The organism is Winogradskyella thalassocola (assembly GCF_900099995.1).
Lineage (GTDB): Bacteria > Bacteroidota > Bacteroidia > Flavobacteriales > Flavobacteriaceae > Winogradskyella > Winogradskyella thalassocola.
Map to the genome: position 1 here is coordinate 42,289 of NZ_FNCZ01000004.1, position 24,344 is coordinate 66,632.

The 24,344-nt window shown below is 33.1% G+C and carries 23 protein-coding genes; 16 read left to right on the top strand and 7 right to left on the bottom strand.

Going from position 1 to position 24,344, the window contains the following annotated elements; all coding sequences use genetic code 11:
- Window positions 1-62: 62 nt before the first annotated feature.
- The 4 genes from mazG to ruvX all read right to left on the bottom strand — a co-directional run bounded on the left by mazG (window position 63) and on the right by ruvX (window position 2,441).
- Window positions 63-836 (bottom strand): nucleoside triphosphate pyrophosphohydrolase, encoded by a 774-nt coding sequence (gene mazG, locus BLT80_RS11400; protein ID WP_092468066.1) that lies wholly within the window; start codon window positions 834-836, stop codon window positions 63-65.
- 2 nt (window positions 837-838) lie between these two features.
- Window positions 839-1,270 carry a DUF5606 family protein gene (locus BLT80_RS11405; protein WP_092468068.1) on the bottom strand — a complete coding sequence of 144 codons (432 nt, stop codon included), beginning with the start codon at window positions 1,268-1,270 and terminating at the stop codon, window positions 839-841.
- 10 nt (window positions 1,271-1,280) lie between these two features.
- The gene (def, locus tag BLT80_RS11410; RefSeq protein ID WP_092468070.1) at window positions 1,281-1,871 is read right to left on the bottom strand and encodes a peptide deformylase; all 591 of its coding nucleotides are present in this window, start codon (window positions 1,869-1,871) and stop codon (window positions 1,281-1,283) included.
- A 159-nt stretch (window positions 1,872-2,030) separates the two neighbouring features.
- Window positions 2,031-2,441: a Holliday junction resolvase RuvX gene (gene ruvX, locus BLT80_RS11415; protein WP_092468072.1), complete on the bottom strand. Its 411-nt coding sequence runs from the start codon at window positions 2,439-2,441 to the stop codon at window positions 2,031-2,033.
- A gap of 226 nt (window positions 2,442-2,667) precedes the next feature.
- Here ruvX and BLT80_RS11420 point away from each other — a divergent pair, with 226 nt between their 5' ends.
- From BLT80_RS11420 to BLT80_RS11440, 5 genes are all read left to right on the top strand, one after another.
- A complete protein-coding gene (locus BLT80_RS11420; protein WP_092468074.1) occupies window positions 2,668-3,483 on the top strand; it encodes a 2,3,4,5-tetrahydropyridine-2,6-dicarboxylate N-succinyltransferase in 816 nt (271 codons plus the stop codon).
- Window positions 3,484-3,485: 2 nt separating this feature from the next.
- On the top strand, window positions 3,486-4,148 hold the full coding sequence (locus BLT80_RS20500) for a hypothetical protein (RefSeq protein ID WP_092468076.1): 663 nt from the start codon (window positions 3,486-3,488) through the stop codon (window positions 4,146-4,148).
- Window positions 4,149-4,233: 85 nt separating this feature from the next.
- Window positions 4,234-5,145 carry an ATP-grasp fold amidoligase family protein gene (locus BLT80_RS11430; protein WP_245710237.1) on the top strand — a complete coding sequence of 304 codons (912 nt, stop codon included), beginning with the start codon at window positions 4,234-4,236 and terminating at the stop codon, window positions 5,143-5,145.
- Between the two features lie 45 nt (window positions 5,146-5,190).
- Window positions 5,191-6,135 carry a stealth family protein gene (locus tag BLT80_RS11435; RefSeq protein ID WP_092468080.1) on the top strand — a complete coding sequence of 315 codons (945 nt, stop codon included), beginning with the start codon at window positions 5,191-5,193 and terminating at the stop codon, window positions 6,133-6,135.
- Between the two features lie 13 nt (window positions 6,136-6,148).
- Complete coding sequence (locus tag BLT80_RS11440) at window positions 6,149-7,228, top strand: UDP-N-acetylglucosamine 2-epimerase (protein WP_092468082.1); 1,080 nt, start codon at window positions 6,149-6,151, stop codon at window positions 7,226-7,228.
- On the opposite strand, the gene BLT80_RS11445 is transcribed toward BLT80_RS11440, so the two are convergent.
- Entirely contained in the window at window positions 7,218-8,054 is an 837-nt protein-coding gene (locus BLT80_RS11445) for a glycosyltransferase family 2 protein (protein WP_092468084.1), read from the bottom strand. The two genes, BLT80_RS11440 and BLT80_RS11445, sit on opposite strands and share 11 nt — an antisense overlap.
- A gap of 40 nt (window positions 8,055-8,094) precedes the next feature.
- Between BLT80_RS11445 and BLT80_RS11450 the strand changes: the two genes are divergently transcribed.
- Window positions 8,095-8,859, top strand: coding sequence for a glycosyltransferase family 2 protein (locus BLT80_RS11450; protein ID WP_092468086.1), 765 nt, complete (start codon window positions 8,095-8,097; stop codon window positions 8,857-8,859).
- On the opposite strand, the gene BLT80_RS11455 is transcribed toward BLT80_RS11450, so the two are convergent.
- Window positions 8,860-9,621, bottom strand: coding sequence for a lipopolysaccharide kinase InaA family protein (locus BLT80_RS11455; protein WP_092468088.1), 762 nt, complete (start codon window positions 9,619-9,621; stop codon window positions 8,860-8,862). It abuts the gene before it with no gap.
- A 171-nt stretch (window positions 9,622-9,792) separates the two neighbouring features.
- On the opposite strand from BLT80_RS11455, the gene BLT80_RS11460 reads away from it, so the two are divergent.
- The 6 genes from BLT80_RS11460 to BLT80_RS11485 all read left to right on the top strand — a co-directional run bounded on the left by BLT80_RS11460 (window position 9,793) and on the right by BLT80_RS11485 (window position 15,274).
- Window positions 9,793-11,007: a UDP-N-acetylglucosamine 4,6-dehydratase gene (locus BLT80_RS11460; protein ID WP_092468090.1), complete on the top strand. Its 1,215-nt coding sequence runs from the start codon at window positions 9,793-9,795 to the stop codon at window positions 11,005-11,007.
- A 3-nt stretch (window positions 11,008-11,010) separates the two neighbouring features.
- Window positions 11,011-11,715, top strand: a complete 705-nt coding sequence (locus tag BLT80_RS11465) for a nucleotidyltransferase family protein (RefSeq protein ID WP_092468092.1) — start codon at window positions 11,011-11,013, stop codon at window positions 11,713-11,715.
- A 151-nt stretch (window positions 11,716-11,866) separates the two neighbouring features.
- The gene (locus BLT80_RS11470) at window positions 11,867-13,303 is read left to right on the top strand and encodes a CCA tRNA nucleotidyltransferase (RefSeq protein ID WP_092468094.1); all 1,437 of its coding nucleotides are present in this window, start codon (window positions 11,867-11,869) and stop codon (window positions 13,301-13,303) included.
- Window positions 13,304-13,308: 5 nt separating this feature from the next.
- Window positions 13,309-13,695, top strand: a complete 387-nt coding sequence (locus tag BLT80_RS11475; protein WP_092468096.1) for a four helix bundle protein — start codon at window positions 13,309-13,311, stop codon at window positions 13,693-13,695.
- A gap of 12 nt (window positions 13,696-13,707) precedes the next feature.
- A complete protein-coding gene (locus BLT80_RS11480; protein ID WP_092468098.1) occupies window positions 13,708-14,730 on the top strand; it encodes a COX15/CtaA family protein in 1,023 nt (340 codons plus the stop codon).
- A 25-nt stretch (window positions 14,731-14,755) separates the two neighbouring features.
- Window positions 14,756-15,274, top strand: a complete 519-nt coding sequence (locus tag BLT80_RS11485) for an IS1096 element passenger TnpR family protein (protein ID WP_092468100.1) — start codon at window positions 14,756-14,758, stop codon at window positions 15,272-15,274.
- On the opposite strand, the gene BLT80_RS11490 is transcribed toward BLT80_RS11485, so the two are convergent.
- The gene (locus BLT80_RS11490; RefSeq protein ID WP_092468102.1) at window positions 15,271-16,335 is read right to left on the bottom strand and encodes a hypothetical protein; all 1,065 of its coding nucleotides are present in this window, start codon (window positions 16,333-16,335) and stop codon (window positions 15,271-15,273) included. The two genes, BLT80_RS11485 and BLT80_RS11490, sit on opposite strands and share 4 nt — an antisense overlap.
- Window positions 16,336-16,552: 217 nt before the next feature.
- Between BLT80_RS11490 and BLT80_RS11495 the strand changes: the two genes are divergently transcribed.
- The 4 genes from BLT80_RS11495 (at window position 16,553) to BLT80_RS11510 (ending at window position 24,329) form a co-directional block, all read left to right on the top strand.
- A complete protein-coding gene (locus BLT80_RS11495) occupies window positions 16,553-17,449 on the top strand; it encodes an ABC transporter ATP-binding protein (protein WP_092468104.1) in 897 nt (298 codons plus the stop codon).
- A 54-nt stretch (window positions 17,450-17,503) separates the two neighbouring features.
- Window positions 17,504-18,331 carry an ABC transporter permease gene (locus BLT80_RS11500; RefSeq protein WP_092468106.1) on the top strand — a complete coding sequence of 276 codons (828 nt, stop codon included), beginning with the start codon at window positions 17,504-17,506 and terminating at the stop codon, window positions 18,329-18,331.
- Window positions 18,332-18,438: 107 nt separating this feature from the next.
- Window positions 18,439-21,870, top strand: coding sequence for a T9SS type B sorting domain-containing protein (locus BLT80_RS11505; RefSeq protein WP_092468108.1), 3,432 nt, complete (start codon window positions 18,439-18,441; stop codon window positions 21,868-21,870).
- Window positions 21,867-24,329: a T9SS type B sorting domain-containing protein gene (locus tag BLT80_RS11510; protein WP_092468110.1), complete on the top strand. Its 2,463-nt coding sequence runs from the start codon at window positions 21,867-21,869 to the stop codon at window positions 24,327-24,329. Before BLT80_RS11505 ends, BLT80_RS11510 begins: the two co-directional genes overlap by 4 nt.
- Window positions 24,330-24,344 lie beyond the last annotated feature (15 nt).

A 24,344-nucleotide genomic window follows, 5' to 3' on the forward strand; every position in this document is an offset into this window, starting at 1 on the left:
TATTGCAAAATTAAAAAGCATAATTCAAAGTGGATTCCTGCCTTCTCAGAATGACCATAGAATTACAGTAATTTTGCCTCTTCCCAAAAGACATCCATTTCAGAAAGTGTCATGTCTTTTAAAGATTTATCTAAGTATTTAGCCTTAGATTCTAAATATTGAAAGCGTTTTATAAACTTTTTATTGGTGCGTTCTAAAGCGTTTTCGGGATTCACTTTAAGGAAACGTGCATAGTTAATCATAGAAAACATCACATCCCCAAATTCGCTCTCAATCGCATCTTGATCTCCTTTTAGGATTTCAGCTTTTAATTCGGCAATCTCCTCTTCTACTTTTTCAAAAACTTGTTCTGGACGCTCCCAATCAAATCCAACACCAGCTACTTTTTCTTGTATGCGACTAGCTTTAACAACAGCTGGTAAACTTTTTGGCACTCCTTCGAGGACACTACTTTTTCCTTCTTTAAGTTTTAGCTGTTCCCAATTGCGCTTTACTTCTGCTTCATCCTTAACCACAACATCACCATAAATATGTGGATGACGACTTATAAGTTTATCACAAATACTGTTGCAAACATCTGCAATATCAAAATCATTGGTTTCACTTCCTATTTTAGAATAGAATACAATGTGAAGTAAAACATCCCCCAATTCCTTTTTAACCTCGTTTAAATCATTATCAAGAATAGCATCTCCAAGTTCGTAAACTTCTTCAATGGTGAGATGACGCAAGGATTCCATCGTTTGCTTCTTATCCCACGGACATTGCTCTCGCAACTCGTCCATAATCGTTAACAAACGCTCAAAGGCTTTTAATTGGGCTGCTTTTTCCGACATTTTTATTCTTCTTCGTCAGAAGCTTTTTTGTCATCCTTAGATTCTTCAAGTGCCTCTAAAAGATTATTTTTTTGAAGTAAATTATACCATTGCACAACTTTCTTTATATCTGAAGGGTACACACGATCTTCATCATAATCTGGTAAAACTTCAAAGAAAAATTCCTCTAAAGTATCTTTACTATCCTTATGACTGATAGACGTTGGCTGTCCACCTTCTTTTTCTTTAATCTTCTTAAGTACGTCTCTTAAAGGTACTTCCTCAGCTAAGGTATAAATAGCAATTTCACTAAGAATGCTAATGTTACTGTGCGCACCAACTGTGATGCGTTTTTTATCGATTAACGATTCTACAACAGCACCTGATCTAGTTTGTGTAACGATTTGGTATAAACCTGGTTTTCCAGAAATGGATAAAATTTTATCTAAGCTCATATATATTATATTAACGTTTCTTGCTCATTGCAGGAAATCGCATTCTGTAATCAATTTTAATCTTACCTTTTGAAATATTGGCAAGTCGTCCTTTTATTAAACGCTTTTTAAACGATGATAGTTTATCTGTAAATAAAATGCCTTCAATATGGTCGTATTCATGCTGAATTACACGTGCTATTAAGCCATCGTATTCTTCAACGTGTGTATCAAAATTTTCATCTTGATATTGAATTTTAATTTTTGGTTTTCTAAAAACGTCTTCTCTAACGTCTGGGATACTTAAACAGCCCTCATTAAAAGCCCATTCATCACCTTCCTCTTCTAAAATCTGAGCATTGATGAATGTTTTTTTGAAGTTTTTCATTTGTTCACTTTCTTTTTCTGAAAGGTCTTCATCGTCTGCAAAAGGACTAGTATCCACTAAAAATAACCGAATTGCTAAACCAATTTGAGGAGCAGCTAAACCAACACCAAACGCACCATACATGGTCTCGTACATGTTATCAATAAGCTCATTTAACTTCGGATAATCTTTATCAATTTCCTTGGCCTCTTTCTTCAAAACAGCATCGCCATAGGCTACGATAGGTAAAATCATAATTCATTTATTTTCGGGTGCAAAAGTACCAAATTCTGACATAATATTTCAAATTTCAAAAACTAAATTAAAAAGCATTTCTCAGAACGAGACAAAACCTAAGTCGTTAGAATTTGAAATTCATTTCAAAAATTAAAAATAGCCAACCAACACTACCTATTAAATGCTAGAAAGGTAACTCTGCAAAATTAAGGTTGCACTAATTTCATCCACCAGAGCCTTATTTTGGCGTTGTTTTTTCTTCAACCCACTATCGATCATCGTTTGAAATGCCATTTTTGAAGTAAAACGTTCATCCACACGATCTACAGGAATTTGAGGAATTGCTTTTGTTAATTGCACTAAGAATTTCTGAATATAGACTTCACTTTCTGAAGCCGTATTATCCATTTGCTTTGGCAAACCAACTACTATTTTATCAACTTTCTCGGTTGAAATATAATTTTTCAAAAAAGGAATCAGCGTTTTAGTCTCTACTGTGGTAAGACCAGATGCTATAATTTGCATTTCATCTGTTACTGCTAATCCTGTTCGTTTTGTACCATAATCAATGGCTAAAATTCGTCCCATAACTACAAAGATAACGCAATAAAAAACGCTTCTTAAAAAAAGAAGCGTTTTAAAGTAAATCAATTTAACCAAATTAATCATATGAGTTATTCCCTCTAAAAAATAAATCACCGTGTTAATTATACTTAAGACACAACTTTTTTAAATACGTCACATTTTTTTAAAAAAGTGTTTTAGCCACAACGATTATAAAAGTATATTTGATGTCAAAATACTGACGAATAATATGAAACAACTACAATCTATAATAGAAAAGGCTTGGGACGATCGTTCTCTTCTAACTGATAAAGTAACCATAGACGCTATACGAAGCGTCGTTGACCTTGTTGATGCTGGCACATTGCGAGTAGCAGAACCAACCGATAATGGATGGCAGGTAAACGAATGGGTAAAAAAAGCGGTTGTTTTATATTTCCCAATTCAAAAAATGGAAACGTTTGAAGTTGGTATTTTTGAATACCATGATAAAATTCCTTTAAAACGCGGTTATGCTGCTAAAGGGATAAGAGTTGTGCCACACGCTGTAGCAAGACATGGTGCCTATATTTCTTCAGGCACTATTTTAATGCCAAGTTATGTAAATATTGGTGCCTATGTAGATGAGGGCACGATGGTAGATACTTGGGCAACTGTTGGTAGTTGTGCACAGATTGGTAAAAATGTACATCTTTCTGGAGGTGTTGGTATTGGCGGTGTATTAGAACCATTACAAGCGGCACCTGTAATCATTGAAGATGGCGCTTTTATTGGCAGTCGTTGTATTGTTGTTGAAGGTGTACGTGTAGAAAAAGAAGCTGTTTTAGGTGCAAATGTGGTCTTAACCATGAGTACAAAAATCATTGATGTAACTGGAGACACACCTTTAGAAACCAAAGGTGTTGTACCTGCACGTTCGGTTGTAATCCCTGGTAGTTATACTAAAAAGTTTGCGGCTGGTGAATTTCAAGTACCTTGTGCATTAATTATCGGAAAGCGTAAAGAGAGTACAAATAAGAAAACATCTTTAAATGATGCATTGCGCGAGTATGATGTTGCCGTTTAAATATGAAAGAGGCTAAAGTTGTTTTATGGACAGGTGGTTGGGATTCTACCTTTAGAGTTATTCAACTCTATGAGCGTGGATTAATTCTTCAACCCCTTTATGTTATTGACAAAGGCAGACCTTCTACGGATAAAGAGCTTGAAACCATTAAGCAGTTATCGGAAGAAATTCGACAAAGATTTAAAGACTCTAACGGTAAAATTTTACCTGTAAAGCTGATAAAACGAGAAAAAATACCCACTAACTTATATTTAAAGTTAATTTTTAAATTAATTAGACGTCGTCGTAGAATAGGAAAGCAATACTATTGGTTGGCTTGCTTAGCCAAAAAATATAAAGGTTTAGAACAAGGATTTCATAACGAAGATCGAGATTCTTTAATTTATTTTAATGAATTGACTGAAATCAAAGATGAAACTGGCGGAAAGAACTGGGTTGTGAATCCAAAGAAAATAGATTTTCTTAGAAAAGAACTGTTTAAAAATATTAGATTCCCAATCGCTTATATCTCTAAATTAGAAATGAAGCGCTATGCCGAAAAACATAATTTCATAGATATTATGAATAATACTTGGTTTTGTCATCGTGCTACCGACAAACCTTGTGGTGAATGCAACCCTTGTAAACAATACGTGATTGATGGCTTTGGTTATCGGTTAGAATAATGACTTTCATTTTAATGGAAAAGAATATAAAAATTGAAAATTGACACCATATTTTTGTTTTATATTTACTTAAACAACTTGAACAATGCCTAATAAAATACGTCGGAGCTTATTAAGACAGTTGCGAAAGATGCGTTTTTTACCTTCTAAGCTTTATGCACAATATCATTATGAGTATTTCTCTGGCAAAAAGTTAAACCTTGAAAACCCTAGAGAATTTAATGCAAAAATAGAATGGTATAAAGTGTTTTATAGACCAAAAATATTAAACACGTTAGTAGATAAGTATGAGGTTAGAAGCATTATTGAAAATACTATCGGCAAAAAATATCTCAACGAAATTTATGGAGTTTACGATACTGTAGAAGATATTCCATTTAAAGACTTACCTAACAAGTTTGTTATAAAAGCAACCCACTCTAGTGGTCACAATATAATTGTTAAAGACAAAACCCAATTAGACATTAAAAAAACTTCCAAAAAGTTAAAAAAATGGCTAAAGGTTAATCAATATTATAGAATGGGTCAAGAATGGGCTTATAAAGACGTCAAACCGAGATACATCATTGAAAAATTTTTAAAGGAAGATGATAAAAACACTTTAGTTGATTATAAATTTTACTGTTTTAATGGTGAACCTAAATTCATAGATGTTCATATAGACCGAGAAGAAGATCACAAACAAGGCTGCTTTGATTTAGACTTTAATTTACTACCATTTGGAAAAAGTAAAACTTACAAAACAATTTCGGCTGGGATTGCAAAACCCACTAATCTTAAAGAGATGGTAGAGTTATCTGTGATTTTATCTAAAAACCTCCCTTTTGTTAGAGTCGATTTTTACTCTGTTAATGGAAAGACAATATTTGGAGAAATGACGTTTTACCCATCTGATGCTAGAAAAGAATTTTATCCGGATGAATATAATACCATCATTGGAGACTATTTTGAATTGCCTAAACTTGAAAAAGGTCAAAACGTAATTACCAAATTTTAATAGAACGAATGGGATGCAACTTTTGATTAATTAAGTAATAATACTATGACGAAGGACATTATTGAAGAACATCCTATAGACGCTGTAATTCTGTGGGTTGATGGAAATGACGAAAAGCATAAAGCTAAAATGCTGCCTTACTTAGAAGATAAAACTAAAATAAGTTCAGAAAATTTTAGAACCCGATATGACCAAGTCAATGAAATTAAATTTACGATAGATTCCATTTTAAAGTTTGCTCCTTACATCAGAAACATTTTTATAGTTACAGATAATCAAACACCCAATTTTTTAAGCGAGACGAATAAAAATGAATCGTACGACAAAGTATCTATTATAGATCACAAGGTTATTTTCGAAGGTTACGAAAAATTTTTACCTACATTTTGTAGTAGAACATTAGAGACCTGTATACATAGAATTCCCAATTTAGCAGAGCATTTCATCTATCTTAACGATGACTTTTTTTTAATAAAAGAAACACAACCTGAAGACTTTTTTAAAAATGGATATCCTGTCTTGAGAGGTAAATGGCAAAAATTTGATGAAAACAAATTCTATAAAAAATTCAAGAAACCAAGAATCGGTCATAAATCAGCTCAACAACTTGCTGCAAAACTCGCAGGACTAAACAAGTATTACAATTTTAAGCACACACCTCATCCATTAAGAAAATCTACTTTCGAAACGTATTTTAAAGCAAATCGTGAGGTCTTTTTAGAAAATATAAAATATAAATTTAGGAATCCGAATCAATTTCTATCTCAAGGCTTAGCAAATCATCTAGAAATAAAAAATAAAACATGTTATTTTAAAGATGATCTTCAGCTCATGTATTTTCGATCCTATAAAAAACCGTTGTATTGGTATCGCTTTAAATTAAATGTGAAGACTAAAGGAAAATTGTTTTTAGGACTTCAAAGTTTAGATCGTAGTCCACCACATATTTTAGACTACATATTAAAATGGTTAGAAAAAAGAACCTCATAAATACATCACCAGCATGCCATATAAATTCTTAATATACATTTCTTACAGCTATGCTTTACCTATAGGAAACCCGCTAGAAAAAGAAATCCTAAGCAGAGGTGACACAGTAATGTGGTATAGTGATCTTAATGATGGTAAAGATGCATTAAAAGGCAAAAACAATGTTTTAAACACCATACAAGACGTTGTAAAATATGAACCTCATATTGTATTAGCAGCTACCGATGATGTACCTGATTTTATAGCCGGACTTAAAGTTCAGATTTTTCATGGTTTTTTTGCTCAAAAGCGACCAGAAGGCAACAATAAATTTGCACATTTTAGAATTCGTGGTTTTTTCGATTTGTACTGTACACAAGGTCCAACGAGCACTGCTGGTTTTGAATTACAGCAAAAAAAGTTCCCTCATTTTGAAGTTAAAGAAACAGGTTGGAGCAAGATAGATCCTTTATTCCCTATAGTTGAAACAGAAAAAAATAGTCTTCCAACCATAATGATAGCTTCAACATTTAGCAAGCGATTAAGTTTGGCACTTCACGATGATGTTTTTAATACTATTAAACATTTAGCAACTTCTGGAAAGTATAATTTTATAATGGTATTGCACCCTAAATTACCGAATGAGATCAAAGAGAAATGGAAAAACTTAAACGGCGACCATTTCACCTATTATAATACGACCGATTTAGTTCCACTGTTTAAAAAAGCAGATATTATGTTTGCTGATACGACGTCTGCAATTCAAGAGTTTTTAATTCAAAAAAAACCGGTAGTTACATATAGACATACGTTTAATCATGATTATTTAATAAATATTGAAGCTGCAAATCTTATTGAAAGTGCTTTTGATGAGGCTCTAAATTATCCTGAAGAATTGATTACAAATATTGATACTTTTATAGATCAATTACACCCCTATTTTGATGGTAAATCGAGTAAGCGCGTCGTTGAAACGTCTATTGCATTTTTACATGAAGATAAAAGCCATTTAAAAAATAAACCCCTCAATTTAATTCGCAAATATAAAATGAGAAAACGTTTGGGTTATTTTACATTGAAGAGTTACTCTAAACCTTTTACTATTAAGAAATAGTTTCATCCTTTTTAATACCGAATTGGGTATAAGTCGATTTCTGTTGCTTCGTATGTTGTCTGATCTGTTTATTAAGTTTCAAGATATCTTCATTTTTGTACGGTCGTTCGTGATGCAAATGAACACAAATGGCACTATAACGAATCTGTAAAAATCGAACACCATTATACATCATTCGCTCACCTACTTCCCTATCCTCTCCTCCATATTTCATCCGCTCATCAAACCCATTAACTGCTAGAATATCACTTTTCCAACACGATACATTCATGCCGTCAAAAGTGGCTTTTGTTGGTGTTACAAAATTCAAAAACTTAGCTTTTGCATCTGATTTTGTCAGCTTATTCATTTTAAACGTTTTTGGCTGACCTTCAGCAATAAGCCAATCCTTTTCAAAGCATTTTTGTGCACTGATAACCTGAGCATTAATTTTTCTCGAAACTTCGTCTGTTAGTTTAAAGTAACCTCCAGAAAGCGCATGTTGTAATCGTCTTAATTTTAAATGCGTTTCAACAAAATCATTACGCGCAATACAATCACCATCTGTAAAAATTAAATAGTCAGCATTTGAAGCCTCAATGGCTTTGTTTAAAATCTTTGTTTTCTGAAAACCATCATCTTCTTGCCAAACGTGTATCACTTTCAAATCTGTATGCTCAGAAAATTGATCTATAACCGTTTTTGTTTTTTCGTCAGAACCATCATCTGCAATAATAATTTCAAAATCTCTCGTGGTTTGGATATCAAAACTGAGCAATACCAGTTTAAGCCATTCTGGCTTATTAAACGTGCTTACAATTATTGTTGCTTGTAGATTAGATTGCATTTAGCAAAAATACTATTTTTACAGCATTGAAATCAACAACATGATAAAACTGTCTGGAGTCATTATCACTTTTAATGAAGAACGCAACATTGAACAATGTTTGCAATCTTTAGTTGATGTGGTAGACGAAATTATTGTTGTAGATTCCTTTTCTACAGACAACACAAAAGCCATCTGTAAAGCATTTAACGTCACATTTATAGAGCAAGAATTTTTAGGTTACATAGAACAAAAGAATTTTGCATTATCACAAGCAAGTTTTAACTATGTTGTTTCATTAGATGGTGACGAAGCCTTATCTAAAACGCTTCAAAAATCTATAATCGACCTCAAATCGAGTTGGAAATTTGATGGGTATTACGCTAATCGTTTTAATAACTTTTGTGGGCAATGGATTAAACATTCCGATTGGTATCCAAACAAGAAATTACGCATTTTTGATAGACGATGTGCAGAATGGAAAGGAATTAATCCACACGATAATGTGCAATTACACAATGCTAAGGCAAAGTTTGGACATTTAAAAGGTGATATCTTACATAAAACCTACCAAACCTATTCCGAGTTTAATCAAAAGACAGAATATTTTTCAACTATTGCGGCAAAAGCGTATTTCGATTCTGGAAAAAAAAGTTCTCTATTGAAAATTATTTGGAACCCTACATGGGCTTTTTTTAAATCCTATTTTTTAAGACTTGGATTTTTAGATGGGTTTAATGGTTTTGTAATTTGTGTACAAACAGCAAATATTACGTTTTTAAAATATTCGAAGTTAAGAGAACTAGAAAAAATCAATAGACCTTAACTACGTTCTCCAAAATCTCAATCTCTTTTTTAAACGCTGCTTTTTATGATGTTTTGCTTGAAAAGCTTCTGTAGCTTCCCACATTAAATTAACAATCTTATCATAATCTTCGCCCGAAACTTTCGCATACTCATCGCTCATCACTTCTACCATAGATTTATGAATGGTTAATCTGTCGAAGTTTTTTATACGGTCTTCAAAGTTCATGTGTTTAAACTCCATACGATTCAAATCGACTAAAAAGAACTCATAACCATCAGCTACCTTTTTTATTAAAGTGTTTCCTGGAGAATGATCTAAGAATTTAATTCCTTTTTCATGCAATTGAAATGTAAATCGTGTAAAGGCTCTTAAAATAGCCTCGTAATCTGGGTAGTTAAAATCGTGAGTAAGTTCTCTATACGTTAAATCGCAATCGACCTGTTCCGATAAATAGTAGCTTTTTTTAAATAAAAAAAACGATTTAAACTCGTAATAAGCAATTGGTTGTGGTGTACCAATGCCTCGTTTTATAAGTTCTAAGCCGTATTCATAGGAACGCTGCGCCTTACTTTTTCTAAAAAACGAATATGCTATTTGATTAACAACGTTAGGAACCTTGAACGATTTTATATTCACCTGAAAATCCTTCAACTTAAAAAGCCTAAGAGAATTCCTCTTTTGATCACCAAAAGGTGTGCCTTCAGTATCAAAATTTTTAATAAAATAATCCAATTTCCCCTGAGAATCCTTGTATTCAGTTCTAATTCTAAACGTTTTCATTTAGCAATATTACAATTTTTAATAATCTTTGGTGTGAATATTTTTATCATAATAAAAGTAAAGAAATAAATGCAACAATTTTAAAACATAATTGCTAAACCCTATATTTACAAAGCTAAGAATCGTGTTTTATATTTTAAATTATAGAACATTAGTAGCGCTAATTACACTATGAACCACAAAGAATTGTCCAAACTAAATATATTAAACCTCATTGGTAGAGAGGACGAATTGTTTGAACGCGATTTTAAAACACACCATAGCGAACTTAACGCTATCGTTGCATCTTCAAAATTCTTGGTTCTAGGAGGTGCCGGCACAATTGGGCAAGCCGTGACTAATGAAATTTTTAAACGGCATCCTAAAAAACTCCATGTCGTTGATATAAGTGAAAATAACTTAGTTGAATTAGTGAGAGATATCCGAAGTTCTTTTGGCTATATTGATGGTGATTTTAAAACGTTTGCTTTAGATATTGGGTCTATTGCATATGATGCGTTTATTGCATCCGATGGAGAGTATGATTATGTACTAAATCTTTCTGCATTAAAACACGTACGAAGTGAAGAAGACGCTTTTACATTGATACGAATTATTGATGTCAATATTTTTAATACTGAAAAAACCATTCAACAATCTATAGATAATGGTGTCAAAAAATATTTTTGCGTATCTACAGATAAAGCTACAGATCCTGTGAATATGATGGGAGCTTCTAAGCGCATTATGGAACTTTTTTTAATGCAAAAAAGTAAAGACATCACTATTTCTTCAGCTCGCTTTGCTAATGTGGCATTTTCCGATGGGTCTTTATTATATGGTTTTGAGCAACGCATTAAAAAACAGCAACCTATTGCGGCTCCAAACGATATTAAACGCTATTTTATAACACCTAAAGAATCCGGAGAACTCTGTTTAATGTCGTGCATTTTTGGTGAGAATAATGATATCTTTTTCCCACAAATGAATGAACAGTTACATTCAATTAGTTGCGCTGACGTTGCTATAAACTACATTACAGCACTTGGTTACGAACCTTATTTGTGTGACAACGAAGACGACGCAAGACAATTAGCTAAAACATTACCTAAATCTGGGAAATGGCCCTACTTATTGACTAAAACTGATACCACAGGCGAAAAAGAATCTGAAGAATTCTATACAGCACATGAAATTTTAGACCTAAATCGTTTTAAGACGCTTGGCATTATTAAAAATGAATTAAACATTGATAGAGGTGATAAACTCAAACTTTTTTCTGAGTCTATAAATAAACTCAAAGCAAATAAATCTTGGACAAAGGAAGATATAACCCAATTGTTTCACAAAATATTACCGAACTTTAACCACAAAGAGACTGGTAAATATTTAGATCATAAAATGTAATTGATGCATAACAAAATAGATGTTGTAATTATGGCTGGTGGGAAAGGTGAACGCTTAATGCCATTAACCAAAAACACTCCAAAACCCCTTTTAAAAATAGGTGACAAACCAATAATTGAATACAGCACAGATCGTTTAGCATCTTACGGAATAAAACACATAAACATTTCTACTAATTATTTAAGTCAACAAATTGTCTCCTATTTTGAAGAAAATAACGAGCATCAAATTGATTTTAATTATATTAAAGAATCGAAATCTTTAGGAACTATTGGCGCGTTAAAACTTATAGAAAATTTTAAAAATGAATACATATTAGTAATGAATGCCGATTTACTTACTAATGTAAATTTTGAAGCCCTTTTTAATGATTTTCTTTCAAAAGGTGGTGATGCCTTAATTGCGACGATACCTTATAAAGTAGATATTCCGCATGGTGTCGTAGAAACCAAAGCAGGCTTTGTTACCGATTTAAAAGAGAAACCGTCTTATACCTATTATTCAAATGCTGGAATTTATATGTTTAAAAAAGAATGTTTCGAATTTATTCCAGAAAACACCTTTTTTGACGCTACGGATTTAATAGAAGTCTTGTTAGCAAAGCACAAAAAAATTGTCAATTATCCGATTTTAGACTATTGGTTAGATATTGGAAAACCCGAAGATTTTGAAAAAGCACAAGAGGATATAAAACACCTTAAATTTTAGTTCATTGTTTTGGTTCCCAAGTAATAATGTTCCATCTAAAAAAGGGCATTATTCATTTTAAAAGATTAGCTAGGTGTCGTATCTTTGCGCAGCTAAAAAATACAGCCATTTTTCAATTAAAACGAAGACCAGCTGTAGTTTCCAATATCTTATGAATCACAAACAAGCATTAAAACTCAATATTTTTAAATACATCACACAATCTGCTGAAGAATTGCAGGTAGAAAGTTACGTTATTGGTGGCTTTGTACGCGACTATCTTTTAGAGCGTGGAGAAGCGAAAGATATTGATGTAGTTGCCGTTGGAAGTGGAATTGAATTAGCAAAACAAGTCGCAAAAAATTTACCAAACCAACCGAAAGTTCAAGTTTTTAAAACCTACGGAACTGCTATGTTGCGTTATGAAGATATTGAAATTGAATTTGTTGGAGCGAGAAAAGAAAGTTATAACGAAGACAGTAGAAATCCTATTGTTGAAAATGGTACGCTTGAAGACGATCAAAATCGTCGTGATTTTACGATAAACGCCTTAGCCTTAAGCTTGAATAAACATAACTTCGGCGAACTTTTAGATCCGTTTAATGGACTAAACGATTTAGACAAAGGCATAATTCGCACACCCTTAAATCCCGATATTACATATAGCGATGATCCATTGCGAATGATGCGTGCTATCCGTTTTGCAACACAACTCAATTTTGAAATTGAAGAAGCCTCACTTAAAGCAATTACCGATAACAAAGAGCGAATTAAGATTATTACCAAAGAACGTATTGTTGTTGAATTAAATAAAATTTTGGAGAGCGAAACACCTTCAATTGGTTTTATTCATTTAGAAAAAACAGGCTTATTAGATTTTATACTTCCTGAATTAACAGCCCTTAAAGGCATTGATGAAATTGAAGGCCAAAGCCACAAAGATAATTTTTACCACACCTTAGAAGTCGTAGATAATATAGCTAAAAATACAGATAATCTTTGGTTGCGCTGGGCGGCATTATTACACGATATTGGAAAAGCACCAACTAAGAAATTTCATAAAAAAATTGGTTGGACGTTTCATGCGCACGAATTTGTAGGGTCTAAAATGGTTTATAAACTCTTTAAGCGTTTAAAAATGCCATTGAATGACAAAATGAAATTTGTTCAGAAAATGGTATTTATGAGTTCGCGACCAATTGTTTTGGCTTCCGAAGTTACAGATTCAGCTGTAAGACGTTTGGTATTTGATGCTGGCGACTATGTTGAAGATTTAATGACGCTTTGTGAAGCAGATATCACCACTAAGAATCCAAAGAAATTCAAGAAGTACCATAACAATTTCCAAAAGGTAAGAGATAAAATTGTTGAAGTTGAAGAACGCGATCAAGTTCGTAATTTTCAACCTCCGGTTTCAGGTGAAGAAATTATGAAAACCTTCAACTTAAAACCTTCAAGAGAAATCGGGATGATTAAAGAAGCGATAAAAGAAGCGATTTTAGAAGGGGAGATTCCAAATGAATATGAAGCGGCTTTTGAGTTGATGTTAGAAAAGGGAAAGGCATTAGGATTGCGAGCTGAGTTAAAAAGCAGCAAAGATTCAAAGTAACAAAGATGAAAAACGACCATACTTATCGTCAACTTTTAGTTTGGCAAAAGTCAATGGCTTTGGTAACGGAAATTTATTCTGAAGTTAAAGTTTTTCCTCCTGATGAATTGTACGCTTTAACATCTCAAATCAAAAGATCAGCAACCTCAATACCAAGTAACATCGCTGAAGGCTATGGAAGAGATGGAAAGAAAGATTACTTAAGATTTTTAAACATTGCGCTAAGCTCCTTATTTGAACTGCAATCGCAATTAGAAATTTCTTACAATTTAAACTTTTTAAATGAAGTTAGTTTCAATAAACTTTATACAGACACAAGAGAGATTGAAAAGAATGTTAACCAGTTTCATCAGAAAAATCAAAGGCTAAACTTTGAAACTTTGAAACTTTAAAACTTTGAAACTTTGAAAGTAAAAAAAGAAAATAAGGCAGTCATCTATTGGCTACTTACAGGTTGTATTTTAATATTCATTATGGTCATTGTTGGCGGTATCACTAGGCTAACGCATTCAGGCTTATCTATATCGAACTATAAGTTAATTTCAGGAACTATTCCACCAATGAATGAGGTAGAATGGAATGAAGCTTTTGAACTTTACAAACAATATCCTGAATATCAAAAACTCCATAATCACTTTGGTTTAGAAGAATTTAAAGATATATACTTTTGGGAATGGATTCACAGAGTGATCGGTCGATTTATTGGGTTGGTCTTTATCATTCCATTTATTTACTTTTTAATTAAAAAACGACTTTCAAAATCCACTATTAAAAAATCTATAATCCTACTTGTTTTAGGAGGCTTTCAAGGATTTTTAGGCTGGTATATGGTAAAATCTGGATTAGTAGATGAGCCTAATGTGAGTCATTTTAGGTTAGCAGCGCATTTAACCACAGCATTTTTAACCTTTGCTTACACCTTTTGGGTGGCTTTAGATTTAATGTTTCCTGAGAAAAAAGTCATCGATAAGAAATTTAGAAATTTTATCAGGATTGGTTTAGCCGTTCTTATCCTTCAAATTATATATGGTGCTTTTGTAGCTGGTTTAGATGCAGGATGGATTCATAATCATTGGCCATTAATGAGTGAAGGCAAATGGATACATGAAACCGTTTATATCGAACAAAACCCCGTATATCTTAACTTTCTAGAAGGTAAAAGTGGTGTTCAGTTTGTACATAGAACATTGGCCTATGTCGTTGTGATCTTTATTCTAGCCATTTGGTATAAAGCAAAGCGAATGGCATTAACCACATGGCAAACTAAAGGTATTAACAGTCTTCTTATAATGGTTGGTATTCAATTTTTATTAGGAGTATTAACCTTAATATTCGCTGTTCCGGTTTGGTTAGGTGTTTTACATCAAGTTGGAGCATTTATTTTATTAAGTGCTATGACATTTACCTTACATCGCTTCACTAAATAATTAAAAAATCCCTTAACTTTGCAGCATGATTTATAGATTTAGAGTTATACTAGATAACGATACCGAAGATGATGTGTTCCGTGATATAGAAATCCGCGAAACTGACACGATGGAAGATTTACATAATACTATAACCCAATCTTTTGGGTTTGATGGTATGGAAATGGCATCATTTTATGTAAGCGACGATCAATGGAACCAAGGTGAAGAAATCGCTATGATGGACATGAGCGAAGCTGGCAATGAAGTAAAGATGATGAACGAAACCGTTCTAAACTCTATTATCCATGAAGCATCTACACGTCTCATCTATCTTTACGATTTTATGAACATGTGGACATTTTATGTTGAGTTAGGTGAAATTGTTGAAGAAGCAGAAGGCACAGACTACCCTAATCTAATGTTTGTTCACGGTCAAATTCCTGATGAAGCTCCTGAAAAAACTTTTGAAGCTGAAGAAGACGATGACGACTATAATGAATTTGATGATGATTTAGATTTAGACGACTACGATAATTTAAATTTTGATGAGAATTGGAATTAACTAAATCGGTTTAAATTAACATCCTCATAATTCCGCTTTACAAAGTCAAGAGCATATTTAAGCACTTCACCCATGTTTTTACTCTTTCTAAAGTTTAAATCCATGGTATAATTATAGATATCTTCTTTAAGTATTTCAATATGCTTTGGGATAGATATTTCGTCCGCTTCCATACAATTTAATAAAGCTTTTAATCGCGAGCGGTAACTAATCATTCGTTTGGCAACAATAGAGCGTTCTTCAATTTTATACTGATCTATGGATTCGTGTTGAATTTTTTCACGTACCAATTCTACCATCTTAAAGTTCTCTTTAAAAAATTGTGGTCTGTAAATCTTTAGATTGCCTTCATAAGATTGCTGATCAAAATCAATAGCTCTAATTTTAAAAACCACATGATCAAAATCGTGTGTTGGAACAATCACATAGTTATAAGAACGCATATCACCTAAAAGCCGAATTAAACAACGTTCATTAAACTTTACAAACTCTTTGGCTATTTGCGCTTTTTCAGACGAACTACAATCTGGCAACATATTCTTTATAAACTCATCTCCGGGAATACCGGCAATATGTTCTTCAATCAACGTATCCTTACAAACCAAAAAATTGATTTGATATGGTGATAACATTTGCTCAAGTTCCAATCCATAAACCCTTGAAGCATCCGCTGTTTTAACGTAAAAATAAGTGAAATTATCATTGAGAATGTTCCTCACTTTTATTCTGAAGGGTTTAGAATTTCCAAACGTGCAAAAATCAATCGCATCTACACTAAGGTACTTTAAAATACTGGTTCCTCCATCAGAAATTAAATTTGAGTACACTTGTTTTAAACTAATATCAATTTCTTCACGCTCAAAACCATTGTAATACACACGTACCCATAGCGTATCAACATCATCTTTATCATAAACAACAACAGAACCTTGAAACCGGAGTAAATCCGAATAAAAAATAGGTAAATCTATATTTCTTCTATATTTAGATAAATACGTATCTAATTTTTTAGAAATAGGGTATGTTGGTTTTCGTTTTGATATTTTTAAATCCTCACTCATGTGATAAATTTAAGGGTTTTAAAATGAATATAAAAAAGGTTACTTTTAAATTTGATTAAACTTATCTTTTAAAGCTATTGGAGCGATTTAAATCACTCAATTCCGATTCCTAAGTTATCATAAAATATAAATTCTTGTAACAAATAAAAGCATCAATCGTCTTATACACATAACCAACTTTGCTGAAGTTACTTCAGCATCTTAAAAACCAATCATTTTGGAACCAATCCTTACCATCAATAATCTCACAAAGAAATTCGGTTATCTCACAGCCGTAAAAGATTTAAGTTTCACTATTAATAAAGGCAATGTCTACGGCATTTTAGGCCCTAACGGAAGTGGTAAATCCACAACTTTGGGTATCGTTTTAAATGTGGTGAACAAAACGCAGGGAGATTTTCATTGGTTTGACGGTAATACCTCAACCCATGATGCCTTAAAGCAAGTTGGGGCTATCATAGAGCGTCCAAATTTTTATCCATATATGACGGCTGAACAAAATCTAAAATTAGTTTGTCGCATAAAAGGAGTTGATCAAAGTAAAATTGACGAAAAACTAGCTGTCGTCGGATTGCTAGACAGAAAAGATCATAAATTCAGAACGTTTTCTTTAGGAATGAAACAGCGTTTAGCCATTGCTTCTGCCCTACTCAACGATCCAGAAATTTTAATTTTAGATGAGCCAACTAATGGATTAGATCCACAAGGCATTCATCAAATACGACAAATTATAAAAGATATTGCTGCGAATGGGACGACTATTCTTTTGGCTTCTCACCTTTTGGATGAAGTTGAAAAAGTATGCTCACATGTAGTGGTTTTACGTAAAGGAGAAAAATTATATGCAGGTCGCGTAGATGAAATGATTAGCAGTCATGGTTTCTTTGAATTAAAGGCTGAAAAACATGACGAACTTATAGGACTATTAGAGTTACATTCAAATATTGGTAAAGTAAAAGTTGAAGGCGAATTAATTACTGCTTTTTTAAACGAACCTATGTCGGCTTCAGAATTTAATAAATTAATGTTTGACAAGGGTATTTTATTATCTCATTTAGTAAAACGTAAAGAAAGTTTAGAAGAGCAATTCTTACAGTTAACAGACAACCAATAAATCAATCAAAAAACAGCATAATTCTCAAAAGAGAGTGCGCAAAACCAACCACATATGTTACGTCTTATAAAAATAGAATTTCAAAAACTTTGGCTTAATAAAGTCAGTGTTGTTTTAATTTTCATATCCTTTATCTTACCGTTTACGGTACTAATTTTATCTTCGATTAAAATAAATTTTTTCGGATTTTTCACACTCGAATTAGGTGAACTCGGCATTTTTAATTTTCCAATTATTTGGCATATCACCACCTTTTTCGCTTCCTATTTTAAGTTCTTTTTTGCTATCGTTGTCGTCAGTATGATTGGTAATGAATACAGTAACAAAACTTTAAAACAGAACCTAATAGATGGTTTAAGCAAGAAGGAATTTGTACTTTCTAAATTCTATACTATTGTATTTTTCTCTTTATGTGCTACGCTACTTATTGGCATTGCGACGTTTGTGATTGGAATGTACTATTCAAGTTATACTGAAGCCACTATTATTTTTAGAGAAGTTGAATTTTTACTAGCTTATTTTGTAAAACTCGTTGGCTTCTTCAGTCTGTGTTTATTTTTTGGTATGCTGGTAAAACGTTCTGCATTTGCTTTAGCATTTTTAGTGGTGCTTTACATCTTGGAATGGATAATATTTTGGGCTGCCATTTATATATCAGGAACTGTAGAAATGGCATTTAAAGTCAAAGGCTTCTTACCATTAGAATCTATGTACAACCTTATCAATCAACCTATCCAACGTATTGTAATGACAAAATTTCCTGAAAAAACGGATATTATATACGACTACGCCGTACATTGGTATGAGATTGCTATCGTTTTAGGTTGGACAGCATTATTTGTCTTTTTATCTTATCAATTATTAAAAAAGAGAGATTTATAATAGATTTGTAAAAATTGCTTTACAATCATACAATGTTAAAACTTGGGATTTTTTATGTTCTAGTTGTTATCTTGTGTGCCTAATGTGATTGTCCACATTAAGCTTTTATGAAAAGAATCTTTTTAATTTTATTCATATTATTAACCAGTACCCATTTTTATGCACAAAGTGAAGCTTCATTTTGGTATTTTGGGCAAAACGCTGGTCTGCAATTTAATGCCGAAACAGGAACTGTAACCGCAATTACTAATGGACAAATAAGAACTTTAGAAGGCTGCACCTCCATTGCAGATTCAGACGGAAATTTATTGTTTTATTCTGATGGACGAACCGTTTGGAATCGAAATCACCAAATCATGGCTAATGGTAATTATTTTGGTGGCACCGGACTTTTAGGCGATCCATCAAGCACATCATCTGGTCTTATTGTTCCGAAACCCGAAGATCCGAATAAGTATTATATTTTTACCGTAGATGAACCACATCAGAATAATGCTAGCACCTACCCAAATCAATTTCCAGGACCTTATGTTGAAGGTACAACTGTACCACAAGATGATGATGGTTTTAACAATGGTTTCAACTACACCTTAATAGACATGACCTTAAATGGTGGTTTGGGAGATGTGGATGTTTCAGAAAAAAACATACATTTAGTAACCTACGATCCTAACATTCCTATTGAAATTCAATATAAAAGTTCAGAAAAAATTACGGCAGTTCGTGCTGAAGATTGCTCATCGTTTTGGGTAATAACACACTTTGGCGATAAATTTTACGCGTTTAAAATTGACACTAATGGAGTCCAATCCACACCCATAATCTCTCAAGTGGGACCTTATATCCCTATTGAAGGCTTCAGACGAAATTCTTTAGGTTACATTAAAACATCACCAGATGCTTCTAAACTCGTTGCTGCCAACTTTGGTGAAGCGACACTCGCAGGTGGTAATGCTCCTGGTAATGTTTTTTTATATGATTTTAATAATGAAACAGGAACAGTTACTAATCCTTTAGAACTTTACAGTTCGCAAAATGGGAATAGTCCATATGGTGTAGAATTTTCGGCAGAAAGCAAAAAAGTATATGCTACCTTAAGCGAAGGTGCTTCTGGAGATGGAACCAGCCAGATATTACAATGGGATTTAGAAAGTATAGATATCCTTAATTCGCAACAAACAATTCACTCTTCAAATAATGTTACTGCAGGAGCATTACAGTTGGGTATTGACAGACGTATTTATAGAGCAAATCTTAGTTATAATGGTCATCCTACAATTTCAAAATACTTAGGTGTTATTAATAATCCTGAAGCAGACGGGTTAGCTGTAAATTACGAAGAACAAGGTATATTACTAGATATTAATGGTCTAAATCAAAATATTAGTAGAATTGGTTTGCCCCCATTTATTCAATCTTTATTTAATTCTGAAACAGACATTATTAGAAATGGTATTAGTACTTCCGAATTAAAACTATGTACAAATGACACTTACACGTTACAAGCCGATGACATTGTAGGTGCAGATTACGTATGGTCTTTTGATGGAGTGCCATTGGCAGAAACCTCATCCCAATTAGTGATTGATACACCTGGTTTTTACGAAGTCTATATTGAACCTAATAATGGTGAATGCCCAATTGAAGGTAGTGCTGTTGTAGGTGTTTTTGAAATTCCTGAAGCACATCCACTTACGGACGTTACTGTTTGTGATGTTATAGATAACGACGGGTTTACGCGCTTCGATTTTACAAATAAAAATTCGGAAGTGTTATTAAACCAAGATCCTTTGCAATATAATGTCAGTTATTATGAAACGCTTGAAGACGCAGAATCTAATGAAAACATGTTGATGTTCCCATTTGTAAACACGGCTAATCCACAAACCATATTTGCTCGTGTAGATAATTCTAATAATACCAATTGTTTTGCTATAAATTCGTTTGAAATTGAAGTATTTAATACACCTCAAATTTCCGAATTGAATACAATTGAGTTTTGTGATAATGTTGGTGATGTTATGGACGGCATTGCAACTATTGAACTTGGAGATTTAATGCCTAGCATCAGCGGTGATCAAACAGAAATCAATATTACATTCCACGGTTCACAAGATGATGCAGAAATGAATGCAAATGCTCTACCTCTTACCTATACCAATACATCAGCGGTTAACGAAACTATTTTTGTTAGAGTTGAAAATGCGTTAAATACGGATTGCTTTATAACAGAAAGCTTTAATGTGCGTATTAATCCAATTCCTGTGGCTAATGCTATTTCTATTATTCAATGTGATGAAGATGGTATACCTGAAGGTTTCACAACGTTTAACCTAAATGAAAGTATTAGTGACATCACAGGCGGCATACTAAATACGAGTGTTGATTTTTACAGTTCTCAAACCGATGCCGAAAACAACGAAAATCCATTAAGTGCTGATGCTTTTGAGAACTATACCAACCCTCAAACCGTTTATGCAAGAGTTACAAATACAAATTCTGACTGTGACAACTTTAGTGAAATCACTTTAGAAGTTAGCACCACCTCTTCAAACAATGCCAGTTTATCATTATGTGATACAGACGACACAGAAGATGGATTTATGACTTTTAATCTTACTGATGCTAACGCAACTGTTTTAGCCAATTCTCCTTTAGGGTTAGATGTAGTCTATTATGAAACTTATGAAGATGCATTATTAGAAAACAATCCGGTTGGCTCAACATATACCAATACCACTCCCAATCAGCAAACTATATATGCTCGTGTAGAAAATGCTAATGCTTGTTATGGTATAAGCGAAATAGAATTAACTGTTTTTAATTTACCAAACATAGAGACTGAATTTGAAACGATTTATTGTCTAAATTTCTCTCCAGAGACTATCGTTTTAAATGGAGGTGTCATCGACGATTCTCCGAGCAACTATTATTATGAATGGTCCACTGGGGAAAATACTACTGAAATAGAAATAAATACACCAGGAACCTACACTGTTCGCATCTCTAACACTAATGGTTGTTTTAAAGACCGAACTATTATAGTTTCTCCATCTAACATCGCAACGATTACGCAAGTTGAAGTCGTTGATGCTTCACAAAACAATTCTATTTCTGTAATTGTGAGTGGTGAAGGAGATTACGAATATGCTCTAGATGATAATAACGGTCCTTACCAAGATGAGAATACCTTTAATAATCTACAACCCGGAATATATACAGTATATATTCGCGATAAAAACAATTGTGGTATCATAGACGATTTAGTCTCGGTTATTGGTTTCCCTAAGTTTTTCACTCCAAATAGCGATGAAGTAAACGATTACTGGCAAGTTTATGGTGTCTCTGAACAATTTCAAGCCAATTCAAAAGTTTATATTTTCGATAGATATGGAAAACTACTTATAGCGCTCAATCCATTAAGTTCGGGATGGGATGGCACTTTTAATGGCGAAAAAATGCCAACTAGCGATTACTGGTTTAAAGTCACCTTAGAAGACGGACGCACATACACAAATCACTTTACATTAAAACGATGATGAATTCCCCTAATCTTTTTACAAAATCTATAATATTACTATGTTGTATTTTTTGTTGCTCTCTGGTTTATGCCCAACAACCCAATGATTGCCAATTTGCAGTTACGGTTTGTGGAAATTCTGATTTTAGTTTAAATGTCAATGGTATTGGTTCGCAAGAATTAAATAACTCCAATACCTGCGGAAGTCAAGAAAACAATAGTATTTGGCTAGAAGTTAATATTGCCACTGCTGGTACTTTAGCTTTTACTTTGTCCCCGAGCAGTTCTAACATCAGTGAAGATTATGACTTCTTCGTTTTTGGACCTAATGTAAGCTGTGGAAATATTGGACAAGCCATTCGCTGTTCTACAACGAATCCCGCCGCTGCCAATCAAGGCAATAATAGAACAGGATTAAACGCTACATCTACAGAAACATCAGAAGGACCAGGTGCTGCTGGAGATAGTTTTGTAAGTGAAATTGACGTGTTAGCAGGCGAAAGCTATTTTATTGTTATTGATAGGCCTATTGGTAATAGTCCCTTTTCATTAGAATGGACAGGTACTGCTACATTTCCAGAAGCACCATCAAATCCGATAACAGCAAACACAATATCAACAAGTTTACCTAGTATAGATGTTTGCGATTCCACAGCTCCTTTTGATGATAATATTACTGAATTTGACTTTACTAATTTATCGCAAGATATTATTAATGGAGAATCAGATGTCATAGTAACGTATCATACGTCTGAAAGTGATGCCAATATTAGCGTAGATGCATTAGGGAATATTTTTAACAACACAGCAAGTAATGAAACGGTATATATTAGAGTCGAAAACGCAACAACAGGTTGTTTTATTATTAATGATGTGGATATTAATGTTTCAGCACTCACCAATTTTAATGAACCTACAGATTATAACATTTGTGACGATGATATAGATGGAGATGACCAAAATGGTATTTCAACTTTTGACTTTAATACTAAATCACTAGAAATTATAGATGGTATTGTAGGTGTCAATTATGATATTAGCTATTATTTAAATCAAGCAACCGCAGAGGCATCAACCTCTCCTTTATCGTTAAGCTATAGAAACACTGCACCTACTCCAACTGAAATAATTGTAAGAATTCAAGATTTGGATTCTGGTTGTATTGGTTTCACGTCTTTCAATATTAATGTTGATCCCAAACCAATAGCTAATAATATATCGCTTATACAATGTGATGAAGATGGTATACCTGAAGGTTTTACAACGTTTAACATCACTCAAGCGGCTAATGACATTACAGAAGGAGAACCAAACTCTACTATAGAATATTACCTCTCTCAACTTGATGCTGAAAATCAAGAAAACGCTATTGATGGTAGTTCTTTCGATAATTTTTTCAATCCACAAATCATATATGCCAGAGTCACCAACGTTAGCACTAGCTGTGTTAATTTTAGTGAAATTTCATTAGAAGTTAGTACAACATCGACGAACAATGTTAGTATTCAGTTATGTGATACGGACGGCACTGAGGATGGATTTATGGAGTTTAATCTCGGTACTGTAGTTAGCACTATTTTTCCAAATACGATTGACGATTTTGTTTTGGTCTATTATGAAACTTATGAAGATGCGCTATTAGAAACCAATTCTATTGCTGCAGATTTCACTAATACCATACCTTATAATCAAACCATTTATGGACGTGTAGAAAATACCAATGCATGTTATGGCATTAGCGAAATAGAATTGACTGTTTTAAAATTACCAAATATCGAAACTACATTTGAAACACAGTATTGTCTTAACTTTTTTCCAGAAACGATAACGCTCAATGGTGGTCTCATTGATGATATCCCTAATAACTATTATTATGAATGGTCAACAGGAGAAGATACTTCAACTATAGATGTTAATGCGCCAGGAACTTATACAGTAAGAGTTTCTAATACAAACGGCTGTTTTAAAGATAGAACTATAACTGTTCTGCCTTCTAATGTTGCCACTGTCACGAATATTGAAGTAGTAGATGCCACTCAAAATAACACCATCACCGTTTTTGTTAGTGGAGAAGGAGATTATGAGTATGCTTTAGATGATAGTAATGGCCCCTATCAAAACGCTTCTACTTTTGAAAATGTAGAACCTGGACTTTATACAGTATACATTAAAGATAAAAATAATTGTGGAGTCACAGATGCCTTAGTTTCTGTTATTGGATTCCCTAAGTTTTTTACTCCAAATAACGATGATGACAATGATTATTGGCAAGTAAAAGGGATATCTTCTCTTTTTCAAGAGAATTCTTCCGTATTAATATTTGATCGTTATGGGAAATTATTAAAAGAACTAGATCCTTTAAGTGTTGGTTGGGATGGTACATTTAATGGAGAAATAATGCCAACAAGTGATTATTGGTTTAAAGTAAAACTTCAAGATGGACGCTTATTTACCAATCATTTTGCATTGAAACGATAAATTAAAAATTGTATT